Origin of the sequence: Edaphosphingomonas laterariae (genome assembly GCF_900188165.1) — a bacterium.
In the GTDB taxonomy this organism is placed as follows: Bacteria; Pseudomonadota; Alphaproteobacteria; order Sphingomonadales; family Sphingomonadaceae; genus Sphingomonas_E; species Sphingomonas_E laterariae.
In genome coordinates this window covers 231,508-257,618 of sequence record NZ_FZOS01000001.1, presented here as the reverse complement: position 1 = coordinate 257,618, position 26,111 = coordinate 231,508, and the positions used below count along the sequence as shown (strand labels likewise).

At 64.7% G+C, this 26,111-nt stretch carries 28 protein-coding genes; 19 read left to right on the top strand and 9 right to left on the bottom strand.

The genetic code is table 11. The features are described from left to right. The first annotated feature begins 10 nt into the window (after positions 1-10). Positions 11-604 (top strand): GTP cyclohydrolase I FolE, encoded by a 594-nt coding sequence (gene folE, locus CHB74_RS01120; protein ID WP_089217746.1) that lies wholly within the window; start codon positions 11-13, stop codon positions 602-604. Between the two features lie 134 nt (positions 605-738). Here folE and rplI read toward each other — a convergent pair whose 3' ends face one another. From rplI to CHB74_RS01100, 4 genes are all read right to left on the bottom strand, one after another. Then, a complete protein-coding gene (rplI, locus tag CHB74_RS01115) occupies positions 739-1,332 on the bottom strand; it encodes a 50S ribosomal protein L9 (protein ID WP_089217745.1) in 594 nt (197 codons plus the stop codon). Positions 1,333-1,344: 12 nt separating this feature from the next. Further along, positions 1,345-1,569 (bottom strand): 30S ribosomal protein S18, encoded by a 225-nt coding sequence (gene rpsR, locus CHB74_RS01110; RefSeq protein ID WP_010125005.1) that lies wholly within the window; start codon positions 1,567-1,569, stop codon positions 1,345-1,347. 14 nt (positions 1,570-1,583) lie between these two features. After that, positions 1,584-1,997: a 30S ribosomal protein S6 gene (gene rpsF / locus CHB74_RS01105; RefSeq protein WP_089217744.1), complete on the bottom strand. Its 414-nt coding sequence runs from the start codon at positions 1,995-1,997 to the stop codon at positions 1,584-1,586. 120 nt (positions 1,998-2,117) lie between these two features. Next, positions 2,118-2,372 (bottom strand): hypothetical protein, encoded by a 255-nt coding sequence (locus CHB74_RS01100; RefSeq protein WP_144033677.1) that lies wholly within the window; start codon positions 2,370-2,372, stop codon positions 2,118-2,120. Between the two features lie 195 nt (positions 2,373-2,567). Between CHB74_RS01100 and fabD the strand changes: the two genes are divergently transcribed. From fabD to CHB74_RS01070, 6 genes are all read left to right on the top strand, one after another. Then, positions 2,568-3,503, top strand: a complete 936-nt coding sequence (fabD, locus tag CHB74_RS01095) for an ACP S-malonyltransferase (protein ID WP_089217742.1) — start codon at positions 2,568-2,570, stop codon at positions 3,501-3,503. 17 nt (positions 3,504-3,520) lie between these two features. Beyond that, positions 3,521-4,261 (top strand): 3-oxoacyl-[acyl-carrier-protein] reductase, encoded by a 741-nt coding sequence (gene fabG, locus CHB74_RS01090; RefSeq protein WP_089217741.1) that lies wholly within the window; start codon positions 3,521-3,523, stop codon positions 4,259-4,261. 78 nt (positions 4,262-4,339) lie between these two features. Then, the gene (locus CHB74_RS01085; protein ID WP_015457105.1) at positions 4,340-4,576 is read left to right on the top strand and encodes an acyl carrier protein; all 237 of its coding nucleotides are present in this window, start codon (positions 4,340-4,342) and stop codon (positions 4,574-4,576) included. Positions 4,577-4,713: 137 nt separating this feature from the next. Continuing rightward, positions 4,714-5,976, top strand: a complete 1,263-nt coding sequence (gene fabF, locus CHB74_RS01080) for a beta-ketoacyl-ACP synthase II (protein WP_089217990.1) — start codon at positions 4,714-4,716, stop codon at positions 5,974-5,976. A gap of 25 nt (positions 5,977-6,001) precedes the next feature. Continuing rightward, positions 6,002-7,000, top strand: a complete 999-nt coding sequence (mltG, locus tag CHB74_RS01075) for an endolytic transglycosylase MltG (RefSeq protein WP_089217740.1) — start codon at positions 6,002-6,004, stop codon at positions 6,998-7,000. 75 nt (positions 7,001-7,075) lie between these two features. Continuing rightward, a complete protein-coding gene (locus CHB74_RS01070) occupies positions 7,076-7,432 on the top strand; it encodes a DUF1622 domain-containing protein (protein ID WP_089217739.1) in 357 nt (118 codons plus the stop codon). Between the two features lie 22 nt (positions 7,433-7,454). Here CHB74_RS01070 and CHB74_RS01065 read toward each other — a convergent pair whose 3' ends face one another. The 3 genes from CHB74_RS01065 to wrbA all read right to left on the bottom strand — a co-directional run bounded on the left by CHB74_RS01065 (position 7,455) and on the right by wrbA (position 9,392). Beyond that, entirely contained in the window at positions 7,455-8,366 is a 912-nt protein-coding gene (locus CHB74_RS01065) for a pirin family protein (RefSeq protein ID WP_089217989.1), read from the bottom strand. A 37-nt stretch (positions 8,367-8,403) separates the two neighbouring features. Next, a complete protein-coding gene (locus CHB74_RS01060; protein WP_089217738.1) occupies positions 8,404-8,709 on the bottom strand; it encodes a hypothetical protein in 306 nt (101 codons plus the stop codon). Between the two features lie 83 nt (positions 8,710-8,792). Next, positions 8,793-9,392 (bottom strand): NAD(P)H:quinone oxidoreductase, encoded by a 600-nt coding sequence (gene wrbA / locus CHB74_RS01055; RefSeq protein ID WP_089217737.1) that lies wholly within the window; start codon positions 9,390-9,392, stop codon positions 8,793-8,795. 122 nt (positions 9,393-9,514) lie between these two features. Between wrbA and CHB74_RS01050 the strand changes: the two genes are divergently transcribed. The 8 genes from CHB74_RS01050 to CHB74_RS01015 all read left to right on the top strand — a co-directional run bounded on the left by CHB74_RS01050 (position 9,515) and on the right by CHB74_RS01015 (position 18,336). After that, entirely contained in the window at positions 9,515-10,453 is a 939-nt protein-coding gene (locus tag CHB74_RS01050) for a LysR family transcriptional regulator (RefSeq protein WP_089217736.1), read from the top strand. Between the two features lie 81 nt (positions 10,454-10,534). Next, a complete protein-coding gene (locus tag CHB74_RS01045; protein WP_089217735.1) occupies positions 10,535-11,998 on the top strand; it encodes an efflux transporter outer membrane subunit in 1,464 nt (487 codons plus the stop codon). Further along, entirely contained in the window at positions 11,995-13,674 is a 1,680-nt protein-coding gene (locus CHB74_RS01040; protein WP_089217734.1) for an efflux RND transporter periplasmic adaptor subunit, read from the top strand. The genes CHB74_RS01045 and CHB74_RS01040 overlap by 4 nt, the downstream gene beginning before the upstream one ends. Beyond that, positions 13,664-14,365, top strand: a complete 702-nt coding sequence (locus tag CHB74_RS01035; RefSeq protein WP_089217988.1) for an ABC transporter ATP-binding protein — start codon at positions 13,664-13,666, stop codon at positions 14,363-14,365. Before CHB74_RS01040 ends, CHB74_RS01035 begins: the two co-directional genes overlap by 11 nt. A 68-nt stretch (positions 14,366-14,433) precedes the next feature. Continuing rightward, positions 14,434-15,642, top strand: coding sequence for an ABC transporter permease (locus CHB74_RS01030; protein ID WP_179220679.1), 1,209 nt, complete (start codon positions 14,434-14,436; stop codon positions 15,640-15,642). Further along, on the top strand, positions 15,639-16,292 hold the full coding sequence (locus CHB74_RS01025; RefSeq protein WP_089217732.1) for an EF-hand domain-containing protein: 654 nt from the start codon (positions 15,639-15,641) through the stop codon (positions 16,290-16,292). The genes CHB74_RS01030 and CHB74_RS01025 overlap by 4 nt, the downstream gene beginning before the upstream one ends. Next, positions 16,289-16,990 (top strand): response regulator, encoded by a 702-nt coding sequence (locus CHB74_RS01020; protein WP_089217731.1) that lies wholly within the window; start codon positions 16,289-16,291, stop codon positions 16,988-16,990. The genes CHB74_RS01025 and CHB74_RS01020 overlap by 4 nt, the downstream gene beginning before the upstream one ends. After that, positions 16,987-18,336, top strand: a complete 1,350-nt coding sequence (locus CHB74_RS01015) for an ATP-binding protein (protein WP_089217730.1) — start codon at positions 16,987-16,989, stop codon at positions 18,334-18,336. Before CHB74_RS01020 ends, CHB74_RS01015 begins: the two co-directional genes overlap by 4 nt. Before the next feature lie 51 nt (positions 18,337-18,387). Here CHB74_RS01015 and CHB74_RS01010 read toward each other — a convergent pair whose 3' ends face one another. Then, positions 18,388-18,990 carry a PEPxxWA-CTERM sorting domain-containing protein gene (locus CHB74_RS01010; protein ID WP_089217729.1) on the bottom strand — a complete coding sequence of 201 codons (603 nt, stop codon included), beginning with the start codon at positions 18,988-18,990 and terminating at the stop codon, positions 18,388-18,390. 434 nt (positions 18,991-19,424) lie between these two features. Here CHB74_RS01010 and CHB74_RS01005 point away from each other — a divergent pair, with 434 nt between their 5' ends. From CHB74_RS01005 to radA, 4 genes are all read left to right on the top strand, one after another. Beyond that, on the top strand, positions 19,425-20,693 hold the full coding sequence (locus CHB74_RS01005) for a 3-methyl-2-oxobutanoate dehydrogenase (2-methylpropanoyl-transferring) subunit alpha (RefSeq protein WP_089217728.1): 1,269 nt from the start codon (positions 19,425-19,427) through the stop codon (positions 20,691-20,693). Positions 20,694-20,716: 23 nt separating this feature from the next. Continuing rightward, positions 20,717-21,721 (top strand): alpha-ketoacid dehydrogenase subunit beta, encoded by a 1,005-nt coding sequence (locus CHB74_RS01000; RefSeq protein WP_089217987.1) that lies wholly within the window; start codon positions 20,717-20,719, stop codon positions 21,719-21,721. A gap of 5 nt (positions 21,722-21,726) precedes the next feature. Next, a complete protein-coding gene (locus CHB74_RS00995; RefSeq protein WP_089217986.1) occupies positions 21,727-22,986 on the top strand; it encodes a dihydrolipoamide acetyltransferase family protein in 1,260 nt (419 codons plus the stop codon). Positions 22,987-23,086: 100 nt separating this feature from the next. Then, on the top strand, positions 23,087-24,451 hold the full coding sequence (gene radA / locus CHB74_RS00990) for a DNA repair protein RadA (protein ID WP_089217727.1): 1,365 nt from the start codon (positions 23,087-23,089) through the stop codon (positions 24,449-24,451). Positions 24,452-24,491: 40 nt separating this feature from the next. Here the strand turns inward: radA and CHB74_RS00985 are convergent, their stop codons facing one another. After that, positions 24,492-26,087: an arylsulfatase gene (locus CHB74_RS00985; RefSeq protein ID WP_245842528.1), complete on the bottom strand. Its 1,596-nt coding sequence runs from the start codon at positions 26,085-26,087 to the stop codon at positions 24,492-24,494. Between the last annotated feature and the right edge of the window lie 24 nt (positions 26,088-26,111).

The following is a 26,111-nucleotide window of genomic DNA, read 5'->3' as shown; positions in this document are numbered from 1 at the left end:
CGGAGCCGCCATGGGCGAAATGATGGAATCCCCTGCGAAACCCGCAGTGCCCGAGGATGTGGAAGATGCGATCCGGACGCTCTTGCGCTGGGCGGGCGACGATCCCACCCGCGAAGGGCTGATCGATACGCCCAAGCGCGTGGCGCGGGCGTGGAAGGAATATTGCAAGGGTTATGGCGACGATCCCGCCGTTCACCTGAGCCGCACTTTTGAAGAAGTGGGCGGGTATGACGAGATCGTGCTGCTGAAGGACATTCCGTTCCAGTCGCATTGCGAACATCATATGGCGCCGATCATCGGCAAGGCGGCGATCGCCTATCTGCCCAAGGACCGGGTGGTCGGCATTTCCAAGCTGGCCCGCGTGCTGCACGGCTTTGCGCGGCGCCTGCAGGTGCAGGAACGCCTCACTGCGGAGGTGGCGGACTGCATCTGGGATAATCTCCAGCCCTATGGCGTCGCGGTGGTGATCGAGGCGACGCACGCCTGCATGACGGCGCGTGGCGTGCAGACGCCGGGCGTGGTGATGACGACCAGCCGGATGATGGGCGTGTTCCGCGATGACGAGCGGAGCCGCGCGGAAGTGCTGAAGCTGATGGGTTACTGATCCGATCGCGGATCGCGCCGTGGCGGGCAGGGGGCTGCCCGGCCATGGCGGCAGGTAAGTGACGACAAAGAAAAGGGCCGCCCGGATCGCTCCGGACGGCCCTTTTTCTGTTCGGCGATGCCGAAGCGAAAGGCTCAGCCCTCCGCTTCTTCCTCGGCCGGAGCTTCGGCAGCGATTTCGCCCGGCTCGGCATTGGGATCGTAATCCTCGGTGAAGCCGGCGGCGTCGCGCTCGAACATCGACGCCATGACGTCGACGCCCTGTTCCTGAAGCTCGGCTTCTTCCGGGCTGCGGGCGACGTTCACCTTGACCGTCACCGACACTTCCGGGTGAAGCGCGATCTTCACTTCGTGCAGGCCGATCGTCTTGATCGGACGATCGAGCACGATCTGGCTCTTGGCGACCTTGATCGCTTCGGCTTCGAGCACCTCGGCGAGGTCGCGCGCGGAGACCGAGCCGTAGAGGTGGCCGACGTTCGACGCCTGGCGGATCAGGGTGACGGTCTTGCCGTCGACGCCCTTCGAATCGCCTTCGGCGACTTCACGACGCTTCGCGTTCTCGGCGATCAGGCGTTCCTTGTTCGCCTCGAACACCTTCTTGTTCGCTTCATTGGCGCGGAGCGCCTTCTTGCGCGGAAGCAGGAAATTGCGGGCGTAACCGTTCTTGACGGTGACGACATCGCCGATGGCGCCCAGCTTCTCGACGCGTTCGAGCAGGATGACTTCCATGTTCGAAGCTCCTTACTTCACGATGTAGGGGAGAAGCCCGATGTGACGGGCGCGCTTGATCGCCTTGGCGAGTTCGCGCTGCTTCTTGGCGGAAACCGCAGTGATGCGGCTGGGAACGATCTTGCCGCGCTCGGACACGAAGCCCTGGAGCAGACGAACGTCCTTATAATCGATCCGGGGAGCGTCCTTCGCGGAGAAGGGGCAGCTCTTGCGGCGACGGAAAAACGGGCGTGCCATGTGTCTGTTCTCCCTTACGCCGCGTCACGATCGTCGCGGTCGCGACGGGGACGGTCACCACCACGGTCGCCACGGTCGCCGCGACGGCCGTCGCGATCCGAACGCTCGTTGCGACGCATCATCGCCGACGGGCCCTGTTCGTGGGCGTCGACCTTGATGGTCATGTAGCGGATGACGTCTTCGTTGATCGCGGTCTGGCGCTCCAGCTCGGCGACGACGGGCGCAGGCGCGTCGAATTCGAGCATGACATAGTGCGCCTTGCGGTTCTTGGCGATCCGATAGGCGAGGCCGCGCAGGCCCCAGGTCTCGGTCTTCACGACCTTGCCATTGCCTTCTTCGATGATCTTGGTGGCGGCTTCCGCCAGCGCGTCGACCTGGGCCTGAGCCAGATCCTGACGCGCGAGAAATACATGCTCGTACAGAGGCATGTCGCGTGTCCTTCGGTTTCTGCCGATCGCTGACGACCGCGCCCATCGCGATCGCCCCTCCGGCTTTCTTGAAATGCAACAAGGGCGGAAGGCTCGGCCTCCGCCCCGGTGCAGGCGGGCCTATGCAGGAAGGCGTGGCAAAACGCAAGCCGGTCCGGCGCTGTGGTCGGCTTGGCTGTCATCGCCTTGCTTGTCCAGCGCGGCGGCGCTCAGATAACGGCGCGGCGAGACGTTGTGCTGGTGCGTCGCCTCACGCACGGCAGAGCGTCCGATTCGATCGAACGTATCGAGCAGTCCAGCCGTGTCGGTGGCGACCATGCGCTCCTCAAGCCGGTTTTCGTCGCGGGACCATAGGAATAGGCGGTAGCTCGCCATACCTCGTTTCTCCAGGCTCGCGCTCCCCCACCACAAGACAATAGCGCAATATGGCTGTAAATGCATGCCCCGACGTGCCGCTGCGGTCGCCCGGGCGATGAAAGGAGCGAATCCGGCGTCCGGCGCTTGCCAGCGCTGCGCCCAGTTTCTAACGCGAAACTTCTCACCGACATTGTAGAACGGGATTCACCACCGATGCGCGCATTCATCTTTCCGGGGCAGGGAAGCCAGGCCGTTGGCATGGGCAAGGCGCTTGCGGACGCCAGCGCCGTCGCGCGCGAAGTGTTTCAGGAGGTCGACGAGGCGCTCGGTCAGAACCTCTTCAAGCTGATGGTCGAAGGCCCCGAAGCCGATCTGACGCTGACCGAGAATGCGCAGCCGGCGATCATGGCCAATGCCATTGCCACCCTGCGCGTGCTGGAGAAGGAAGGCGGCGTGCGGCTGGCCGATAAGGCCGATTTCGTCGCGGGCCATTCGCTCGGCGAATATAGCGCGCTCTGCGCGGCCGAGGCGCTCGATCTTGCGACGACGGCGAAGCTGCTCAAGCGGCGCGGCCAGGCGATGCAGGCGGCCGTGCCGGTGGGCGAGGGCGCCATGGCGGCGCTGCTGGGCGCCGATGTGGAAAAGGCACGCGCGCTGGCCGAAGCGGCGGCCGAAGGCGATGTTTGCACCGTCGCCAATGACAATGATCCGTCGCAGGTCGTGATTTCGGGGCAGAAGGCCGCGATCGACCGCGCCGTGGCGCTGGTGAAGGAATTCGGCATCAAGCGCGGCGTGCTGCTGCCGGTTTCGGCGCCGTTCCATTGCCCGCTGATGCAGCCGGCCGCCGATGCGATGGCCGAGGCGCTGGCGACTGCGGACCTCAAGGCGCCGCTCGTGCCGGTCTATGCCAATGTGACGGCGGCGCCCGTCGCCGATCCGGACAGCATCCGCAAATTGCTGGTCGAGCAGGTGACCGGCACCGTGCGCTGGCGCGAAAGCGTGGCCGCGATGTTCGCCGCCGGCGTGCATGATTATGTCGAGTTCGGCGGCAAGGTCGTCGGGCCGATGGTCAAGCGCATCGCACCGGATGCCACCGCGACCAGCATCATTTCGATGGACGATATCGAAGCGCTGCTGAAGTCGCTTTGAAAACAAGGGAAAAGATTATGTTCGACCTGACTGGCATGACGGCGCTGGTGACCGGCGCGAGCGGCGGCATCGGATCGGCCATCGCCAAGGCGCTTGCGGCGCAGGGCGCGCGGCTCGCCATATCCGGCTCCAATGTCGACAAGCTGGAAGCGTTTCGCGCGGAACTGGGCGGCGATCATGTGGCGCTGCCGTGCAATCTTTCGGATGCGGCGGCGGTGGACGCGCTGGTGCCCCAGGCGGCTGAGGCGCTGGGCGGCAAGATCGATATCCTGGTCAACAATGCCGGCGTCACGCGCGACAATCTGGCCATGCGGATGAAGGATGAGGAGTGGGATCAGGTGATCCGCGTCAACCTGGAAGCCGCGTTCCGCCTGATCCGCGCCGCCGCCAAGCCGATGATGAAGGCGCGGTTCGGCCGCGTCATTTCGATCACGTCGGTCGTCGGTGCCACGGGCAATCCCGGGCAGGCCAATTATGCGGCGTCGAAGGCGGGGCTCGTCGGCATGTCGAAGGCGCTGGCGCAGGAACTGGCCAGCCGCAACATCACCGTGAACTGCGTCGCGCCCGGTTTCATCGCGTCGGCGATGACCGATGTGCTGCCTGAAGCCCAGAAAGAAGGGCTGCTGGGCAAGATCCCGGCGGGCAAATTGGGCGAGGGTGGAGACGTCGCGGCGGCCGTGGTTTACCTTGCCAGCCGCGAAGCAGGTTATGTCACCGGACAGACGTTGCACGTCAACGGTGGCATGGCCATGATCTGAATGTGAACAAAGCACGCTTGCAAGCATGAAGCTGCCTCGTTAGGCAGCGGCAAACAGACCCTAAGGAAGGTTGGGAATATGAGCGAGACCGCCGAGCGCGTTAAGAAGATCGTTGTCGAGCACCTCGGCGTCGAGGCCGACAAGGTCAATGAAGATGCGAGCTTCATCGACGATCTGGGCGCCGACAGCCTCGACATCGTCGAGCTGGTGATGGCGTTCGAAGAAGAGTTCGGCGTCGAGATCCCCGACGATGCGGCCGAGAAGATCGCCACCGTCAAGGACGCGATCAGCTACATCGACGCGAACAAGGGCTGAGGCCCGGCTGGGCTGAGCCAGCGGAACCGGCCGGATTGATCCGGCTAGGCCGAAACATGCAGCGGCTCCCCGACCCCGGGTATCGACATTGGGGGCGCGGAGCCGCTTTGTTTTTCTGAATGATTTTGGAGGATGCCATGCGTCGCGTGGTGGTGACCGGACTGGGGCTCGTGACGCCGCTGGGCGCGGATGTCGAAACGGCGTGGGCGAATATCATCGCGTCCAAATCGGGCGCGGGGCAGATCACCCGCTTCGATGCCAGCGACTATGCCTGCACGATCGCGTGCGAGGTGAAGCGCGGTGATGGCACGAACGGCACGTTCGACGCCAATAAGCGCGTCGACCACAAGGTGCAGCGCCAGGTCGATCCGTTCATCGTCTATGGTATCGATGCCGCCAGCCAGGCGCTGGAAGATGCCGGCCTGACCGAGATGAGCGAGGCCGAGCGCCTGCGCGCCGGCTGTTCGATCGGCTCGGGCATCGGCGGCCTGCCGGGAATCGAGAGCGAATCGATCGTCCTGTATGAAAAGGGCCCGCGCCGGGTTTCGCCGCACTTCGTGCATGGCCGCCTGATCAACCTGATCTCGGGTCAGGTTTCGATCAAATATGGCCTGATGGGTCCGAACCATGCGGTCGTCACCGCCTGTTCGACCGGCGCGCATTCGATCGGCGATGCCGCGCGGATGATCGCGATGGACGATGCCGATGTCATGCTGGCGGGTGGCGCCGAGGGCGCGATCTGCCCAATCGGCATTGCCGGCTTCTCGCAGGCGCGGGCGCTTTCGACCAATTTCAACGCCACGCCGGAAAAGGCCTCGCGCCCCTATGACGTGGATCGCGACGGCTTCGTCATGGGCGAAGGTGCCGGTGTGGTCGTGCTCGAGGAATATGAGCGGGCCAAGGCGCGCGGCGCCAAGATCTACGCCGAAGTGATCGGCTATGGCCTGTCGGGCGATGCCTATCACGTCACCGCGCCGCATCCCGAAGGCTCGGGTGCGTTCCGGTCGATGGAGATGGCGCTTCGCAAGTCCGGCCTGTCGCTGGACGATATCGACTATATCAACGCCCACGGCACCTCGACGCCGCTCGGCGACGAACTGGAACTCGGCGCGGTGCGCCGCCTGTTCGGCAGTTCCATCGGCGGGCTTTCGATGTCGTCGACCAAATCGGCGATCGGCCACCTGCTGGGCGGCGCGGGCGCGGTCGAATCGATCTTCTGCATCCTCGCGATGCGCGACGGGATCGTGCCGCCGACGCTCAACCTCGACAATCCCAGCGAAAGCTGCGCGGGTGTCGATCTGGTGCCGCATGTCGCCAAGAAGCGGAAGGTGAAGGCCGTGTTGAACAATTCGTTCGGCTTCGGCGGCACCAACGCTTCGCTGGTGATGCGCGCGATCTAACCGCAAACCGGCCGGAGGACAGGGCATGGCCCGCAAGCGCAAGCGATCCTCCGGTAGCGGCCGGATCGGCTGTCTGTTCCTGATCGTCCTTGCCGTGGCGATCGGGACGGCCGCTTATTTCTGGTATGACTGGGGCATAAGCGGCCCGGCCGCAGAGCCCGTGGCAATCACGATTGCGGAGGGCGCCAGCCTCACTTCGGCAGCGAAGGCGTTGCAGGAGAAGGGGGCGATCCGATCGAAGGACAGCTTCCTGCGTTTCGCGAAGCTGTTCGGATCGGATGCGCCGATCCGCACGGGCGAATATGAGGTTCCGGCCCACGCCACCGGCGCCGAGATCCTGGAGATGCTGCAATCCGGCAAGGTGAAGCAGCGTTTCGTGACGATCCCGGAAGGCATGCCTTCGGTGCTGGTGCGCGAACGGCTGATGAAGGAGCCGTTGCTGACCGGCGCGGTGGAGACGCCGGCCGAAGGATCGGTTCTGCCCGATAGCTATGCCTTCCAGAGCGGCGAAGAGCGGGCTGCCGTGTTGGCACGCATGCAGAAGGCGATGGACGAGGCGCTGGCCGAAGCCTGGAAGGCGCGCAAGCCGACGACGGTTGTGAAAACCCCACGTGAAGCCGTGATATTGGCGTCGATCGTCGAAAAGGAAACGGCGCTGCCGTCCGAGCGGCGGACGGTTGCGGCGGTCTATTCGAACCGGCTGCGCATCGGCATGCGGCTGCAGGCCGATCCGACGACAATCTACCCGATCACCAAGGGCAAGCCGCTGGGGCGGCGCATCCGCCAGTCGGAACTGCGCGCGGTGAACGATTATAACACCTATGCGATTGCCGGGCTGCCGGTCGGGCCGATCGCCAATCCCGGCCGCGAATCGATCGAGGCGGTGCTCGATCCGGCAGAGAGCAAGGCGCTCTATTTCGTTGCAGACGGCAAGGGCGGCCACGTGTTCTCCGACACGCTGGAGCAGCATGATGCGAATGTGCGCAAGTGGTACAAGCTGCGCCGCGACCGGGGCGAGATGTAACACCACCATCGGGGGTTTTCCCGATAGGCAGCCATGGCCAACTCGGCCACCCTTCGCGCGGCAAGGGGAACTGGCATGGTCGAATTTGCGCACATGATCGCCGAATATGTGGCGCTGATGGTCAACATTCTGGCGATTCTGGCGATCGCCATCGGCTCGATCCAGGGCGCGATCGGGCTGGCCGGCCTGCTATTCTTCCGGGCATCGGAAGATCAGCTACGGCCGGTGTGGCTGTCCTTCGGGCGGTGGCTGGTCGCCGGCCTGACATTTCAGCTGGCGGCCGACATCGTGGAAACCACGCTGGCGCCGACGTGGGACGATATCGGCAAGCTGGCCGCTATCGCCGCGATCCGGACTTTCCTGAATTTCTTCCTAGACCGCGACATGGAAACCCTGCGTGAGCGGGGGAAGAAGGAACGCGAAGAGGCCTGAACCGATCGCGTCCGCCGATGGATCAGGGGTAGCGGACCTTGGCGGCGGGCTCCGGCGGCAGGGGGATGAACTCCACTTCACCCGGCACTTCGGCGAAGCGGCGTTCGCGCCAGTCCGATTTCGCCTGCTCCAGCCGTTCGGGGCTGGACGACACGAAGTTCCAGTAGATGTAGCGCTTTTCGGGGAAAGGCTCTCCACCGACGATCATCAACCGCGTCGGGCCGTTGGCGGTGATGATGATTTCGGCACCGGGCCGGAAGACGACGAGTTCATGCTCGCCGAAGCTGCCGTCCTGGCCGGCCACCGAGATGTTGCCCGCCACCACGTAAACCGCGCGTTCGATATGTTCGGCGGGAAAGGCGTAGCGCGCGCCGCCGGCAAGCTGAAGATCGCCATAGACCATGTCCGATACCGCCGGGACAGGGGAGCGGATGCCATCGGTCGCCCCCGCGATGAGCCGCAGCGTCAGGCCTTCGCCTTCGATTTCGGGGATGGTTTCGGCCGGATGGTGGGAGAAGGTGGGACTGGTTTCTTCCAGCGCGGTCGGCAGCGCGACCCAGGTCTGGATGCCATAGAGCCCCCCGCCGGACGCGCGCACTTCATCGCCGGTGCGTTCCGAATGGACGATGCCGCTGCCCGCCGTCATCCAGTTCACCGCGCCCGGGCGGATATGCTGGACCGATCCAACGCTGTCGCGGTGGAGGATTTCCCCTTCGAACAGGTAGGTGACGGTCGACAGGCCGATATGCGGATGGGGGCGGACATCAAGGCCGTCGCCGGCGTTGAACGTCGCCGGGCCCATTTGATCGAAGAAGATCATCGGGCCGACCATCCGTTTCTTGGCGGAGGGCAGCGCACGGCGGACCATGAAGCCATCGCCCAGATCACGCACCGGCGGCACGATGACATGTTCGATATCGGGAAGCTCGACCATCTGTTCCATCCTTCGTCATTTCGTGCCGGTGGCCGATTCAGGGCCGGTCGAGCGCCGCGATCGCGCTGACCTGCGCCGGACTATAGCCCAGACCGATCAATTCCTGCCCCAGCTTTTCCGCCTCGCGATCATCCCAGTGGAGGTGGCAGACGAACTGGCGCAGCGCCTCCAGCCGGGGATCGGCGAGTGGCCGGATCGGTTCGGACCCGGTGATCAGCGTCCATAGCCGGGAGAGCCGCGACGGAGGGTTGAGGCCGCCGCAGCCGCAATTCTCGACTTCGCGAAGGCCGATCGAAACGGCCTGCCATTCCAGCGGACTGAGCGATTGCGTGGGGGCGTTCATGCGGTCCTCCGAGGGATGATCGGGGTGAAAAAACAGGCGGGCCTTCGCAGGGGGGGGATTGGCGAAGGCCCGCCGTCCGGCGGTTAGCCGAACAACTTGGCCGCGATTTCGGCGACGTGGCGGCCCTGGAAACGGGCGCCGGCCAGTTCATTCTCGCTCGGCTGGCGCGATCCGTCGCCACCGGCGATGGTGGTGGCGCCATAAGGCGAGCCGCCGGTCACTTCGTCGTTCCGCATCTGGCCCTGGAAGCTGTAGGGCAGGCCGACGATCGTCATGCCGAAATGCAGCAGGTTGGTGATGATCGAGAACAGCGTCGTTTCCTGCCCGCCATGCTGGCTGCCGGTCGAGGTGAAGGCCGAGCCGACCTTGCCGTTCAGTGCGCCACTGGCCCACAGCCCGCCGGCCTGATCGAGAAAGGCGGCCATTTGCGAGGAGATGCGGCCGAAGCGGGTGGGCGTGCCGAGGATGATCGCATCATAATTGGCGAGGTCCGCGACTGTCGCCACCGTCGCTGCCTGATCATATTTGAAATGGTTGGCGCGGGCGATTTCTTCCGGCACGGTTTCGGGAACGCGCTTGACGTCCACCTGCGCGCCCGCATCGCGAGCCCCCTGCGCGACGGCGTTGGCCATCGCTTCCATATGCCCGTAGGTCGAATAATAAAGCACCAGCACCTTGGCCATGGGAACCTCCCTGGATCATGTTTGGCGGGCTCGCATCGTGCGGCCCTGTCGAAAGTGAAAATAGCGCTTTCCATGGTTGCGAAAATGGCGATGATTGAAACTCATCGTTTCGGATTTTGTGCATGCCTTATCTCCCCGATTTTGAAGCCTGGGCGATATTCGCCAAGGTTGCCGACCTTGGCTCCTTCTCGGCCGCGGCGGCCGATCTCAACCTGTCGAAAGCCACGGTTTCCAAAGCGGTGCAGCGGCTGGAACGCCGGCTTGGCGCGCCGCTTTTCCACCGAACCTCGCGGCGCCTGTCGCTGACGGACAATGGCAGCCGGTCGCTCGAACGCGCGGCGCGCATCCTTGCCGAGGGCGAGGCGATCGAGGAGGAGATTTCCGAAAACTCGGGCGCGCCGCGCGGACTGGTCAAGCTGGCGGCGCCAATGTCGTTCGGCATCAAGCATCTGGGGCCAGTGCTGCCCGAATTTCTGGCGCGCTTTCCCGAAGTGTCCGTCGATGTGCGGTTGAGCGATGAGCATATCGATCTTGTCGCGCAGGGGATCGATGTCGCGCTGCGCATCGGCGTGCTGGCGGATTCGTCGTTGCGTGCCCGCCGGTTATGCGCGGTGCGGCGGCCGCTGGTCGCGTCGCCAGCCTATATCGAACGCCACGGGATGCCGGAACATCCCCGCGATCTCGAGCATCATCGCGCGATCCTTTATTCCAACCTTGCCAATCCGACGCTCTGGCAGTTCGAACATCCGCTGGAAGGCGAAGTCGTGGTGCGGGTCGGCGGCCAGCTGATCGTCAATAATGGCGACGTGGCGATGGCGACCCTGCTCGATGGCCTGGGCATCGCGATCCTGCCTGAATTCCTGATGTGGCAGGAATTGCGTTCCGGTCGGCTGGTCGAGCTGCTGCCGGGCTGGTCCAGCAGGCTGGCCGCGCTGCATGTGGTGACACCGCCTGGCACGCTTCGCCCCGCGCGGGTAACGGCGCTGATCGACTTTCTGGCCCGGCGTTTTCTTCATGCACCCTGGGCGCATGGTCTGGACGAAGAAATCGAGGCGCCCTGATGATCGTTCGCCTGCGGTTCACCTGCCATCCGTTTCAACGCTGAAACATCGCCGCAAGAATCGGTTATCAATGGGAAGAGCATGACATTCGTTACGCACTATCGCCCGATCGGGGCGGCGGCCCTGCTGGCGTTGCTGTCCGCCTGTGCGGTCGGCCCGGATTATCGGCCACCGGCCGCGGCATCCCTGAAGGTGCCGGATCGCTTCGTGGCCGAGCGGAGCGCAAATGAGGTGGACCTCGCCCGTTGGTGGACCAGCTTCGACGATCCGGTCCTGACCCAGCTGGTGGAACGATCGCTGGCGGCCAATCTCGATATCGAGGCGGCTGGTGCCCGGCTGCGCCAGGCGCGCGCATCGCTGCGCCAGCAACAGGGCGGCGCGCTGCCGCAATTGAGCGCCAGCGGATCGGCGTCGCGCAGCATCGGCAATAATGGCAGCACCTTCGTCGACCCGACGACAGGGCAGACCATTTCACGCGGTGGCGATACCACGGTCTATCGTGCGGGTTTCGACGCTTCGTGGGAGGTCGATGTCTTCGGGGGCATCCGCCGGTCGATCGAGGCCGCGCGGGCCAATGCCGAAAGCTCGGAAGCCAATCTCCATTTCGCGCAGGTCAGCGTCGCATCGGAAGTAGGCCTCAATTATCTCGCGGCGCGGCTGGCACAGACACAGCTTGATATCGCCCGCAAGAACCTGGCGTCGCAGGATGAGACGCTGGAGATTGTCGGCTGGCGGGTGCAGGCAGGGCTGGTCAGCGCGCTCGACCTTGAACAGTCGCGCCAGTTGCGCGCCAATACGGCGGCGACGATCCCCAATCTGGAAACCAGCTACAATAATGCGGTCAACCGCATTGCCGTGCTGCTGGGCGAGGCACCAGGCGCAGTGAATGCGCTGATGGCGGATGCGCGGTCCGTGCCGTTGCCGCCGCAGGCGGTGGGTGCTGCCATCCCGGCCGAAATCGTCCAGCGCCGGCCTGATATCGCGGCGGCGGAGCGGACGCTGGCGGCGGAAACCGCGCGGATCGGCGTTGCCGAAGCGCAGCTTTATCCGGCGCTGCGGCTCAGCGGATCGTTCAGCGGATCGGACACGTCCTTTTCCGACCTGCCGAGCGCGATGATCGGCAATCTCGTAGGCGCGATCTCCGCACCGATCTTTCAGGGCGGGCAGATCCGCGCCCAGATCGACGGCCAGCGGGCCTCGGCGGATGCGGCCTTGGCGACCTATCGCCAGACCGTGCTGACCGCGCTGGAGGAAGTGGAAAACGCGCTGACCGCGCTCACCGCCGCCGAACGGCGCGAGCGTGAGGTGGTCACTGCCGCCGAAGCAGCCGAAAATGCGGTGATTCTGGCGCGCAGCCAATATCGCGCAGGCCTGATCGACTTTCAGGCGCTGCTCGAATCCGAACGCAGTTTGCTGGTGACGCAGGACAGCCGCGCGACGGCCCGTTCCAACCGCGCGACCGCGACCGTGCAACTTTACAAGGCGCTGGGAGGTGGCTGGGAAGCCGCACCGATGCCCGCGACCGCCCTTTCCAAGAGGCCATGATGGACCAGCCCGCCGTTACGACGCGTTCCGATCTCGACGAATTTCTCGGCGTCGAGCCGCCTTCCCGCTATGGCCGCTACCTGAAATGGGGCGCCGTTGGCCTTGGCGTGCTGCTTGCGCTTTGGATCGCCTGGCGGATGATCGCGGGCAGCGGCGGCGAGGTGAGTTATGCCACCCAGAGCGTGAAGCGGGGCGACCTGACCGTCACCGTATCGGCCACCGGCAATTTGCAGCCGACCAATCAGGTGGACGTCGGTTCCGAACTGTCGGGCACCGTGACCGAGGTGTTTGTCGACAATAATGATCGCGTCACCAAGGGGCAGGTGCTGGCCCGGCTGGATACGTCGCGGCTGCAGGACGCGATCAATCAGAGCAAGGCGCAACTGGCTTCGGCGCAGGCATCGGTGATGCAGGCGCAGGCGACCGCGCAGCAATCGCGCGCCAATCTCAACCGGCTGCAGGAAGTCTATCGGCTTTCGGGCGGGAAGGTGCCGTCGGCCACCGAACTCGATACCGCGCGCGCCGAAAATGCCCGCGCTGTCGCCGGCATCCGCACGGCCGAGGCGCAGGTGGCGCAGGCCCGCGCGCAGCTTTCGTCCGATCAGACCCAATATTCGAAGGCGCTGATCGTATCGCCGGTCAACGGTGTCGTGCTGTCCCGTCAGATCGAGCCGGGACAGACGGTGGCGGCGTCGCTCAATGCGCCGGTGCTGTTCCAGATTGCCGAGGATCTGCGCCGGATGCGGCTGGAGGTGAAGGTTGACGAGGCCGATGTCGGCCAGGTCAAGCAGGGCCAGCGCGCGACCTTCCAGGTCGATGCCTTTCCTGGCCGGACCTTCCCGGCGTTGATCGAGCGCGTCGATCTTGGCGCCAATGCGAGCAGCACGTCATCCTCGTCCAGTTCGTCGAGCACGTCGAGCGCGAGCAGCGTCGTCGCCTATGTGGCGCGGCTTACCGTCGCCAACGAAGATGAACTGCTGCGTCCGGGCATGACCGCGACCGCCGATATCGTGACGACGGAGAAGCGCGACGTGCTGCTGGTGCCCAATGCGGCGCTCCGTTTCTCGCCCGATCGCGCCGCCGCAGGCAGCGGCCAGCGCGGTGGCCTGACCAGCGTTCTCGCGCCGTCGCCGCCGCGTCGGGGCAATCGCGGTGGGGCCTCGCGCGAGGTTTCGATCGGGCGGGGCAGCCAGCAGACGGTCTATGTCGTCGGTGAAGATGGCAAGCCCAAGCCGATCCGCGTTACGGTTGGCGATACCAATGGCAGCGAGACCGAGATCACGGGGGCCGATGTCAAGGACGGCATGGAAGTGATCACCGGCCAGCTGGCGGCCGGGCAGACCAACGAGAAGCGCGGCGAGCAGCGCAAGGAACGTGGCGAAGGTCGCCCCGACAGCGGCCCCGATGGCGGCAATGTCGCGCAGCCGGCGGCGCCGTCCGCTTCGGGCGAGGCTGCTGCCAAGCCGGCTGCCGACAAGGCCATGGCCGCCGCCGCTCCGCAGGCCGCACCGGATGGCGACCGCGCGGCGCGGCGCGGCGAACGTGAAGCAATGTCGCCGGAGGAGCGCGCCGAGCGCCGGGCCAAGTGGGATGCGATGTCGCCCGAGGAGCGCGAACAGCGCCGGGCGGAGCGGAGGGCTGCGCGTGAAGCCGCAGGCGGGGCCGATGGCGAGTGAACCGCTGATCCGGCTGCGCAGCGTCACCAAGACGTTCGGCAGCGGCGCCACCGCCTTTCAGGCGCTGAAGGGCGTCGACCTGAGCATCGACGAGGGCGACTTCGTGGCCGTGATGGGGCCGTCAGGCTCCGGCAAATCGACGACGATGAACATCCTCGGCTGCCTCGACGTTCCGACCAGTGGCGAGTTCCTGTTTCGTGGCCATCATGTCGAGCATCTGGATCGCGACCAGCGGGCCTTGCTGCGCCGGCGCTATCTCGGCTTCGTGTTCCAGGGGTTCAACCTGCTGGCGCGCACCAGCGCGCTCGAAAATGTCGAGCTGCCGTTGCTCTATCGTGGCGAGGACAAGAAGGCGCGGCGCGAACTGGGCATGGCGGCGCTCGACAAGGTGGGCTTGGCCGACTGGTGGGATCACACGCCCGCCGAGCTTTCCGGCGGCCAGCAGCAGCGCGTCGCGATCGCGCGTGCCATCGTCACGCATCCGCAGGTGCTGCTTGCCGACGAGCCGACCGGCAACCTCGACAGTGAACGATCGATCGAGATCATGGAATTGCTGACCGATCTGAATCGAACGAGCGGAATCACGGTTTTGATGGTGACGCATGAGCCCGACATGGCCGCCTTTGCCCACACGATCGTCCACTTCAAGGACGGCCTGGTGGAACGGATCGATGAAAGGGCGATGGCGTGAACCTGCACACGACCGATATTGCCAATGCCGCCGCTGAAATCCGTTCGCGATCAAGCGGACCGATGCGGCTGCTGGGCACGACCATCGTGCTTGCCGTGCGCGAAATCCGCCGCCACCTGCTGCGATCGTTCCTGACGATCCTGGGCATCGTGATCGGCGTGATGTCCGTCGTGACCATGGTGACGCTGGGCAATGGCGCGACGGCTGCGGTGCAGCAGAGCATTTCGAGCCTCGGCGCCAATATCCTCCAGATCCGTCCCGGCCAGGGTTTTGGCCGGGGAGGCGGCGGGCCGCAGCCCCCTGATTTCAAAGAACAGGATGTCGAGGCGATCCGCACGCAGGTGGCCGGCGTTCGTGCCGTGGCCCCGCAGGCGCAGTCTTCGGGCGTCGCCATTCGCAATGCGGCCAACTGGTCGACCACGGTCAACGGCACGACGAGCGATTATTTCACCGCGCAACAGTGGAACCTGAATTCGGGGCGCATCTTCACGCCGGCGGAGGAGCAGGCGGGCAAGGCGGTCTGCATTCTCGGCAACACCGTCGTCCAGAACCTGTTCCGCCGGGAAGATCCGATCGGCGAGCGTTTCCGCATCAAGGACGTGTCGTGCGAGGTGATCGGCACGCTGGCGACGCGCGGGCAGGGCGGCTTCGGCAACGATCAGGACGATGTGGTGATCATGCCGATCAAGACCGTCCAGCGCCGCTTCACCGGCAATCGCGACATTCGCAACATCATGGTTTCGGTGGACGATGCCTATGATTCCACGATGGTGCAGAATTCGATATCGCAGCTGCTGCGCGAACGGCGCAATATCAGCGGTGCCAAGCAGGACGATTTCAACATCTTCGACACCAAGCAGATATCCGACACGCTGTCCGGCACCACCCAGATCCTGACGGCGCTGCTCGGCGCGGTTGCGGCGGTGAGCCTGCTGGTCGGCGGGATCGGTATCATGAACATCATGCTGGTTTCGGTGACCGAACGAACGCGTGAGATCGGCATCCGCCTGGCCATCGGCGCGGTCGGGCGCGAGGTGCTGCTGCAGTTTCTGGTCGAAGCGGTCGCTTTGGCCTGCCTTGGTGGCGTGATCGGCTTGCTGCTCGCGCTGGTCGCTTCGATGGTGCTTGCGCCGATCCTGCAGGTGCCCTTCATCTTCGATCCGCAGATCAACCTGCTGGCCTTTGCCTTTTCGGCGGGGATCGGGGTCATATTCGGCTATTTTCCCGCACGCCGGGCGGCATCGCTGAACCCGATCGACGCGCTGAGGCACGAATGAAGCGGCTTTGCCTTCTGGCGCTTGCGCTGGCCGCGCCGGCGGTGGCCAAGCCCAAGCTGCCGCCGTGCCCGCCCAAGGGGCCACAGCTGTTCATCTCCCCCATGGGCGAGCCGTTTCGCGCCGGGGCGGATGCGCCCTATCCGGTCGATCTCTGGTTTGCGAAGGCGGATGGAAATGGCGATGGCCGGTTGACGCCGGCCGAATTCATGGCCGACGCGGACCGCTTCTTCGCGGTGCTGGACGCCGATGGCGATGGCGAGATCATCCCCGACGAAGTGATCCGGTACGAGCGTGATATCGCGCCCGAAGTAAGGCTTTATGCCCGGGGCCCACGCCCCGGCATGCCCCCGGAAAAGCGCAAGAAGAAGAAAGATGCGGCGGCTTATGGCGAGCCGCTGGGGGCGGGCCGCTGGTCGCTGATCAACATCCCCCAGCCGGTGATTTCGGCGGATGAGGATTTCAACCGGGGGATCACGCTGACCGAGTTTCGCTCTGCCGCACGGACGCGCTTTACGTCGCTCGACAAGTCCGGCGCCGGTGCGCTGACGCTGGCAGCCCTGCCGATGACGCCGAGACAGGCGGCGGCCGTGAACTGCGTTGTCGAACCGGCCCCGGCACCGGCCCCGCCGCCGACGGAGACCAGACGATGACCGATCCCGCCGCCCGTATCCTGGTTGTCGACGATGATGACGATCTTCGCGCGTTGATCGCGGATTTCCTTGGCGCGAACGGCATGAATGTCAGCAGTGCCGCCAACGGGCAGGAAATGGATGCGCTGATGGCGGAACGGCGCTTCGATCTGGTGGTGCTCGATCTGATGATGCCGGGCGAGGACGGGCTTTCGATCCTGCGTCGCCTGCGCAAGCCCGGTGGGCCGGGCGTGATCATGCTGTCCGCCATGGGTGAGGATACCGATCGGATCATCGGGCTGGAGGTGGGCGCGGACGATTATCTCGCCAAGCCCTGCAATCCGCGCGAACTGCTCGCCCGCGTCCGCGCCGTGCTGCGCCGCCGGACCGAACAATCGGGCGGCGCGGCTGGCCCCGTCCGGCGCTTTGGCGAGTGGACGCTGGACATCGTCGAGCGCGCGATCAGCCGGCCCGGCCAGCCGGCCGCGCCGTTGACCGACGCGGAGTTCCGCACGCTCAACTGCTTTTTGGATCGGCCGCAGCGGGTGCTGACCCGCGACCAGCTGATCGAACATGGCAAGGGCCTGGACAGCGATGTGTTCGATCGCGCCATCGACGTGACGATCAGCCGGTTGCGCAAGAAACTCGGCCCCGGCGATCCGATCCGCACCGTCCGCAACGAAGGCTATATGTTCACGCTGAAGGTGATCGAAGAGTGACGTGGCGTCTGCCCCGCGGCCTGCCGATCTTCTGGCAGACATTGCTGCTGGTGCTTGCCAGCCTCGCCGCGTCGCAGATCATCACCATTATCATGTTCGTGGTGATGGAGCCGCCCCGGCCGGACTTCAATCGCCTGGGTGACGTGGCCGAGGCATTGTCGGGCGGTTCGGGCGAGCACGGGCATCGCGAACGCGCGCTGTCCGTCCGCTACACCGCCGCTGCCCCGGTGGCCGCACCGGGCATGACCAGCGACCCGGCTTTCACTGCGCGGCTGGCCTGGCGTCTGAAGGTGCCGGCCGATCGCGTGCGGCTCTATTTCGAACCCGATCAGCGTGCATCGTTCGGTGACGATCGGCTGCGGCGGCGCGATCGGCTGGTGCCGATGCGGCGCGGCGAGCCGATCTTCTTCAATACCGTCGTGGCGGCAGTCGAGACGGCGGATGGCTGGCGGGTGGTGAAGACGCCGCCGAGGCCGCTGATCGCCGCGTGGCAGAAGCGGATGATGCTGTGGTTTGCGCTGTCCGCATTGGCGCTGCTTCCGCTCGCCTGGTGGTTCGCACGGCGGCTTGCCCGGCCGATCCGGCGGTTCGCGGACGCGGCTGAACGCATGGGGCGCGACCCGCTGGCGCCACCGGTGGCGGAGGAGGGGCCGGCGGAATTGCGCCAGACGGCGCACGCGCTGAACCTGATGCAGGAAAGACTGGCGGCTTATGTCGCCGAGCGCACGGCGATGATCGGTGCGATCGCCCATGATCTTCGCACCCCGCTGGCCCGGATCGCCTTCCGCATCGAGGCCGCACCCGACGAGGTGCGCGACAAGGTTCAGGCGGATATTGATCAGATGCGCGCGATGATCGCGGCGACGATCGGCTTCGTTCGCGGATCGACGAGCAGTCGCGAGATCCATGATGTCGATCTCGGCACGCTGCTGACCGGCATGGCGCGCGAGGAAGCCGATATGGGCCGGCCGGTGACGGCAGGGACGATCGAACCGCTGCATGTGCGGGGCGATCCGCTGGCGCTTGGCCGGTTGTTCCAGAACCTGATCGACAATGGTGTCGCTTATGGCGGCGGCGTAGCCCTGTCGCTTGAGCGGGAAGGGCGCGAGGCGGTGGTTCGCGTTGCCGACGAAGGCCCCGGATTGTCGGAGGACAAGCTGGAGCGGTTGTTCCAGCCGTTCGAGCGCGGGGATCCATCGCGCAACCGCGAAACCGGCGGCATCGGCCTGGGCCTGACGATCGCGCGGTCGATCGCGCAGGAACATGGCGGGACGCTTACGCTCCACAATCGCGATGGTGGTGGGCTGGCGGCTGTCTGCCGGCTTCCCTGCGTCGAACAAGTGTGAAGGGGCCGCGACATTGCGCCGCGACCCCGCCAGTTCACATGATGATGAGATTTAGCTGAAAGCGACCACCTTGCGGCGGCGGCGCATGGTCGATCCGACCACGCCGAAGCCGACCAGAAGCATTGCCCAGGTCGTCGGTTCCGGAACCACGGGCACGCCATTCTGGCCTTCGACCGAGACATTATCGAGCAGCCAGTAGGACGGCTCGTTCAGGAATGCGAAGGCGAGGTTGAGGGTCGATCCCGTCGCCACCGTGCTGACGGTGAAGGTGCCATAATCGAACGGCACGAAATTGTCGGGCAGTGCGAAGGTGGTATCGCCGAGCGCCACGCTGAACGAGTTGGTTGCGTCCTTGTCCAGATTGGCGAGGGCGAAGGTGAGCGTATAGGTCGCGCCGGCGACGACATCGAGCACCTGTGTCAGCGTGCTGCCCGTCAGGGAGCCGAGGCGAGCGGAATAATCGCCATCGAAGACGACGCCGGCATCGTCGGTCACGGAATCGAAAGTGGTGCTGCCGCCTTGCGTCCAGCCGGTGAAATCGCCGGTCTCGAAATCGCCGTTGACCACAAGGGCGGCTTGGGCTGGTGCGGTGCCGATGGCCGCCGTGGCGGCCAAGGCCGTCCCGGCGAGTGTTAATTCACGAAATATCCCCATGTCAGGTCCCTTTCCAGCGATGATAGTCGGACCCGGGGCGCATTAACCACGAGTCCTTTCGCATCGCAGCATATGGGGCCTGATTGTCCATTCGAATGCGCTGATTTGAGCGGATAAAAGGTTAATCCGTCCATGTGCATTTGCAGCAATTCAGTGCGAAAACTGACTAATACGAACGGGCAGGGCGTGGCGTTCCCTCCGAGCGCCGGAGTGTCCTGAAAGCCGGATATTACGCAGGGTTAACGACAATGACCGTTCGGCCGCAAAACTGGGGCCTCGATGCTCGCGGCGGCGAGGGGGCTTGTCAGGCGTCGAGAAATTATATTACACGATTCGATAATATTCATCCGGTGCCGTTGACGGTGCCGTGGGGATAGGGAACCATCCCGGTGGCGGTGCGCTGCACCCGAATCCGGGCGAAGGATGGGACGAGGATGAGCAGCGAAAACGGGCGCAACCTGCGCCCCTTGAGCTTGCACGTGCCGGAACCGAAGTTCCGGCCGGGCGATGCGGTCGATTTCAACGATTTCGATATTCCGCCGGCGGGCGCGGTGGCGCGGCCGGCGATCGATGCCGATCCGTCGGCCATGGCCGGACATGCCTATGCGCTGGTGCGCGTGCTCGATGAAGAGGGGCGCGCCGTTGGCCCGTGGGATCCGAAGCTGTCCCCCGAGCGGCTGATCCGCATGCTCCGCCATATGGCGCTGACGCGGGCCTATGACGACCGGATGTACCGGGCCCAGCGGCAGGGCAAGACCAGTTTCTACATGAAGTGCACGGGCGAGGAAGCGACGGCGATCGGCGCCGCCCATGCGCTCGACCGCGATGACATGGTGTTCCCGAGCTACCGGCAGCAGGGCATCCTGATCGCGCGCGACTGGCCGCTCATCGACATGATGAACCAGGTCTATTCGAACAAGGGCGATCGGCTGAAGGGCCGCCAGATGCCGATCATGTATTCGGCCAAGGGCGCGAGCTTCTTCTCGATCTCCGGCAACCTCGCCACGCAATATCCGCAGGCAGTGGGCTTCGCGATGGCGAGCGCGGCCAAGGGCGATACGCGCATCGCCGCAGCTTGGTGCGGAGAGGGTTCGACCGCGGAGGGCGACTTCCATTCGGCCTGCACCTTCGCGTCGGTCTATCGCGCGCCGGTGATCCTGAACGTGATCAACAATCAGTGGGCGATTTCGTCCTTTTCCGGCTTTGCCGGGGCAGAGGCGACGACCTTCGCGGCACGCGCGATCGGCTATGGCATCGCCGGCCTGCGCGTCGACGGCAATGACACGCTGGCGGTTTATGCGGCGACCGAATGGGCGGCGGAACGGGCGCGGAACAATTATGGGCCGACCCTGATCGAGCATTTCACCTATCGCGCCGAAGGGCATTCCACCTCGGACGATCCGACCAAATATCGTTCGGCGGAAGAAAATGTGAAATGGCCGCTGGGTGATCCCATCGCCCGGTTGAAGCAGCACCTGATCGCGATCGGGGCCTGGGATGAGGACCGCCACGCCGCGATGGACAAGGAAGTCGCCGAAGAGGTGCGCGCGGCCCAGAAGGAATCCGAAAAGCTCGGCATCCTGCATGATGGCCTGAAGCAGCCGTTCGATAGCATGTTCGAGGATGTGTTCGAGGAAATGCCCTGGCACCTCAAGGAACAGCTCGCCCAGATGACGGCCGAGCGGAAGGCGGCGGGCATATGAGCGACGCGCCCGAAACCAAGACCATGAACATGATCCAGGCGATCAATTCGGCGCTGGACGTGATGATGGGCCGCGATCAGGACATCGTCGTGCTGGGCGAGGACGTCGGCTATTTTGGCGGCGTCTTCAAGGCGACCGAAGGGTTGCAGGCCAAGCATGGCAAGACGCGCGTGTTCGATACGCCGATCACCGAATGCGGGATCATCGGCGTCGCGGTCGGCATGTGCACTTATGGCCTGCGCCCCGTGCCGGAAATCCAGTTCGCCGATTATATCTATCCGGCGCTGGATCAGATCGTTTCGGAGGCCGCGCGCCTGCGTTATCGTTCGGCCGGCGAATATACCGCGCCGATCACGGTGCGATCGCCCTTTGGCGGCGGCATTTTCGGCGGGCAGACGCATTCGCAGTCGCCGGAAGGCATCTTCACCCATGTCGCCGGGCTGAAGACGGTGGTCCCGTCCAATCCCTATGACGCCAAGGGGCTGCTGATCTCCGCCATCGAGGACAATGACCCGGTCATCTTCTTCGAGCCCAAGCGCATCTATAACGGCCCGTTCGACGGCCATTATGATCGCCCGGTGACGCCGTGGTCGAAACATCCGACGAGCGCGGTTCCGCAAGGCTATTACAAGGTGCCGCTGGGCAAGGCCGCGATCGTTCGTCCGGGCGAGGATGTGACGGTGCTGGCTTATGGCACGATGGTCCATGTCGCGGCGGCGGTGATCGAGAACCAAGGCGTCGATGCCGAACTGATCGATCTGCGCACGCTGGTGCCGCTGGATATGGAAACGATCGCGGCGTCGGTGAAGAAGACCGGCCGCTGCGTCATCGTCCATGAAGCGACCAAGACGTCGGGTTTCGGTGCCGAGCTTTCCGCGCTGGTGCAGGAACATTGCTTCCACCATCTCGAAGCGCCGATCCAGCGCGTCACCGGCTGGGACACGCCTTACCCCCATTCGCTGGAATGGGCTTATTATCCGGGGCCGGTGCGGCTCGGCGAAGCGCTCAAGCGCGTCATGCAGGATTGATGATGATGGGACGTTTCACGTTCAAGCTGCCGGATATCGGCGAAGGCATCGCCGAGGCGGAGATCGTCGCCTGGCATGTCGCGATCGGCGATATGGTCGAGGAGGACCAGCCGCTCGCCGACATGATGACCGACAAGGCGACGGTGGAGATGACCGCGCCGGTTGCTGGCAAGGTGGTCGAGATCGCTGGCGCGGTGGGTGACATGATCCCGATCGGATCGGTACTCGCGGTGTTCGAGACGGAAGGCGAAGCGGCGGCCGAAGGCACTGAGGCAGAAGCCCCGCATGTCGAAGTCGCGCCGAACGAAGCTGCGCAGGTGGTGAAGCCCGATCCGGTTCCCGAGCCCGAACCGGTTGCAGTGCCCGCGCCTGTGGTGGCGACGAGCGAGGCCGAGGCGTCGGCATCCCCGACGGCCAAGGTTCTCGCGTCGCCCGCCGTGCGCGAACGGGCGCGCGCGCTTGGGATCGATCTCACCCAGGTGAAGGCTGCGCAGTCCGATCGGGTGCGCCATGCCGATCTCGATGCCTTCCTGACCTATCATCAGGGCTATCGCCCGGCCGGCGGCCGGCGCGCTGACGAGGCTGTGAAGGTGATCGGCATGCGCCGCCGCATCGCCGAGAATATGGCCGCATCCAAGCGCCATATCCCCCACTTCACCTATGTCGAGGAATTCGACGTCACCAAGCTGGAGGAACTGCGCGGGGACTTGAACGCGACGCGCGGGGACCGGCCCAAGCTGACCATGCTGCCGCTGCTGATCGTCGCGATCTGCAAGGCGCTGCCCGAATTCCCGATGATCAACGCCCGCTATGATGACGAAGCGGGCGTGGTGACGCGCCATGGTTCGGTGCATCTCGGCATGGCGACGCAGACCGAAGCCGGGCTGATGGTGCCGGTGATCCGCGATGCGCAGGATCGCAATGTGTGGCAATTGGCGACCGAAATCCGCCGGCTCGCCGATGCGGCGCGCTCGGGCAAGGCCAAGTCCGAGGAACTGTCGGGGTCGACGCTTACGCTCACCTCGCTCGGGCCGCTCGGCGGCATTGCCACGACGCCGGTGATCAATCGCCCCGAAGTCGCGATCCTCGGGCCCAACAAGGTCGTCGAACGCCCGGTGATCCGCGATGGCGAGATCGCCGTGGCCAAGCTGATGAACTTCTCCATTTCCTGCGATCATCGCGTCGTCGATGGCTGGGACGCGGCGAGCTTCGTCCAGGCGATCAAGCGGCTGGTGGAGACCCCGGCGCTGTTGTTCGTGGATTGAACCGGCCCGCGTTATCCCGGCGTTCGCTGGCATGACGATAGAGTTGCGTGTGGGCGGCTCCGTAGCTATGTTCCCGATCTGTTCATAGATCGGGAGCCCAATGGCCAAGCCGCAGAAACGCTATGTCTGCCAATCCTGCGGCAGCGCCACCAGCAAGTGGCAGGGCCAGTGCGTCGATTGCGGCGAATGGAACACGCTGGCCGAAGAGCTGTCGAACATCACCGTCTTTTCGGCCAAGCATGATCTGCGCGGCGGCGGCCGTTCGATCGAACTGGTCGGCCTCGATACCGAAGTCGCCCTCCCGCCGCGCATGGCGACCGGGATTGCCGAGTTCGACCGCGCTCTCGGTGGCGGGCTGGTGGCGGGATCGGCCACATTGATCGGTGGCGATCCGGGGATCGGCAAATCGACATTGCTGCTGCAGGCGGCGGCGAAGCTCGCCATGGCGGGCCGTGACGTTGCCTATATATCCGGCGAGGAAGCGGCCGATCAGGTGCGCCTGCGCGCGCGCCGGCTGGGACTGGGCACGGCGCCGGTCAAGCTCGCGTCGGCAACCTCGGTCCGCGATATTTTGACGACGCTGGGGCAGGGCGTGCCACCCGCCTTGCTGGTGATAGATTCGATCCAGACCATGCATTCGGACGTGATCGAGGGCGCCCCCGGCACGGTCAGCCAGGTCCGCGCGTCCGCGCAGGAGCTGATCCGCTTTGCCAAGGAACGCGGCACCGCGCTGATCCTCGTCGGGCACGTCACCAAGGACGGCACGATCGCGGGGCCCCGCGTGCTGGAACATATGGTCGATACAGTGCTCGCGTTCGAAGGCGAGCGCAGCCACCAATATCGCATCCTGCGCGCCATCAAGAACCGCTTTGGCGGCACCGACGAGATCGGTGTTTTCGCCATGGCGGAAAAGGGGCTGGATGAGATCGCAAACCCCAGCGCCCTTTTCCTGACGCATCGGGGTGAGGAGATTGCCGGCGCAACCGTGTTCCCGGCGATGGAAGGCACGCGGCCGGTGCTCGTCGAAATCCAGGCGCTGGTCGTCCGCCTGCAAAGCGGCGCCACCCCACGCCGTGCGGTCGTCGGCTGGGATTCGGGCCGGCTGGCGATGATCCTTGCGGTGCTGGAAGCGCGTTGCGGGCTCAGCTTTTCGACGGCGGAAGTCTATCTCAACGTTTCGGGCGGCTATCGGCTGTCCGATCCCGCCGCCGATCTGGCGGTGGCCGCTGCGCTCATTTCCGCGCTTGCCGAACGGCCGGTGCCGCCGGATGCCGTGGTTTTCGGCGAAGTGGCGCTTTCAGGTGAGATCCGCCCGGTCGCGCACGGCAATCTGCGGCTGAAGGAAGCGGCGAAGCTCGGCTTCGAACGGGCGCTGGTGCCGCGGGGGATGGAGGCCGAACAACTTCGCCTTTCGGGCTTCACGACGCTCGGTGCATTGGTCGATCAATTGCTGGGCCGGGGGTGAGGGCACGCGGCGAATGGCCGCGTGCCCCTGCCAAGGCGGACTAGCGCGATTGTGACGCGGATGCGTCGGCCACCATTGCATCGACATCGAGATCGAAGCTCTTCATCCGCGGCGGATACTCCGACAGGGATTTCATGAAGCCGCCGATTATCTGCGTGGCGGCACCCAGCGTCCAGCTGTGATTTTCCTGCCATTCGTCATAGCCGCGCGCTTCATGAAAGCGCTCGAAGGGATCGAGTTTGAGATTGGTAATCAGTGGCGTCGTCAGATTTTCCTGAATACCGTTGAACCACTTATCCTGCGTTTTGAACAGGAATTTCCAATCGCCGTAACGAAGCCCGTGCAGCGTCGTTTCAGTGAAATAATAAAAATCCTTCCGTGCCGATTTGCCCTTGCCGCTAAGCAATTCTGTCTGGTCATAGCCGTCAAGGTGGACTTTGTAGGTCATCTCGCCGACCTTCTTGCCTTTCAGCAGCTCTTCCTTGAGCTTCGGTTCGCCGAGTACGGACAGGATCGTCGGGATCCAGTCTTCCATTGTCATGAATTCACCCGTGGCTGCGCCTTCGGGAATGTGGCCCGGCCAGCTGACGACCATCGGCACGCGGAAGCCGCCCTCGAAGCCGCCCACGCCCTTTTCGCCCCGGAAAGGCTGGTTGCCGCCATCCGGCCAGCTGTTTGAAGCGGCGCCGTTGTCGGTTGAAAACATCACCATCGTGTCGTCGGCGATGCCCAGTTCGTCCAGCAGATCGAGCAACTGGCCAACATGGTCGTCCAGCTGCTTCATGCCATCCGCGTAAAGGCCATAGCCGGTCACACCGTCATATTCGGGCGGCAAGTTGGTGCGGTAATGCATCCGCGTGGTGTTGTGCCAGACGAAGAACGGCTTACCCGATTTCGCCGTTTCCCGGATGAAGCGTTTGGATTCGGTCATCACCTCGTCATCGAGGTGGCGCTGGCGCTCGCGGCCGAAAGGCCCCTTGTCTTCCACCTTCTGACCACCCTTGCCATCCGCCCAGCTGTGGACCACGCCCCGCTGCTGGAAATGCGGATCGTCCTTGGGATAGTCGTATTGTTCGGGATATTCGCCGGCATTGAGGTGGTAGAGGATGCCGAAGAACTCGTCGAACCCATGCACCGTCGGCAGATGTTCATCGAGATCGCCAAGGTGGTTTTTGCCGAACTGACCGGTCGCATAACCGTGTGGTTTCAGCAGTTCGGCGAGCGTCGGATCTTCCTTCTGGAGACCAAGGGGCGAACCGGGGAGGCCGACAGTGCTGAGGCCGACGCGGATCGGATACTGGCCCGTGATGAACGCGGCCCGCCCGGCGGTGCAGCTTGCCTGCGCGTAATGATCGACGAACAGCATGCCCCTTTTGGCGATCCTGTCGATATTGGGGGTCGAGCCGCCCATCATCCCGCGATGATAGCAACTGAGGTTCCACATCCCCACATCATCACCCCAGATGATCAGGATATTCGGTTTTTTGGCCGGCATGGGGGGCTCCTGTGATGGATGGGCAAATGTGCGATTCCGGAATGTTAGGGGCGGGGCAGCCGGGCGGCATATCGGGGGATACCCTGAGAGGGGGCGGATAAGGGCGGGCGCCGGGGACAGGGCCTTGTGCGAACGACCCATATTTCCCCGCGGAGCATTGTGCTC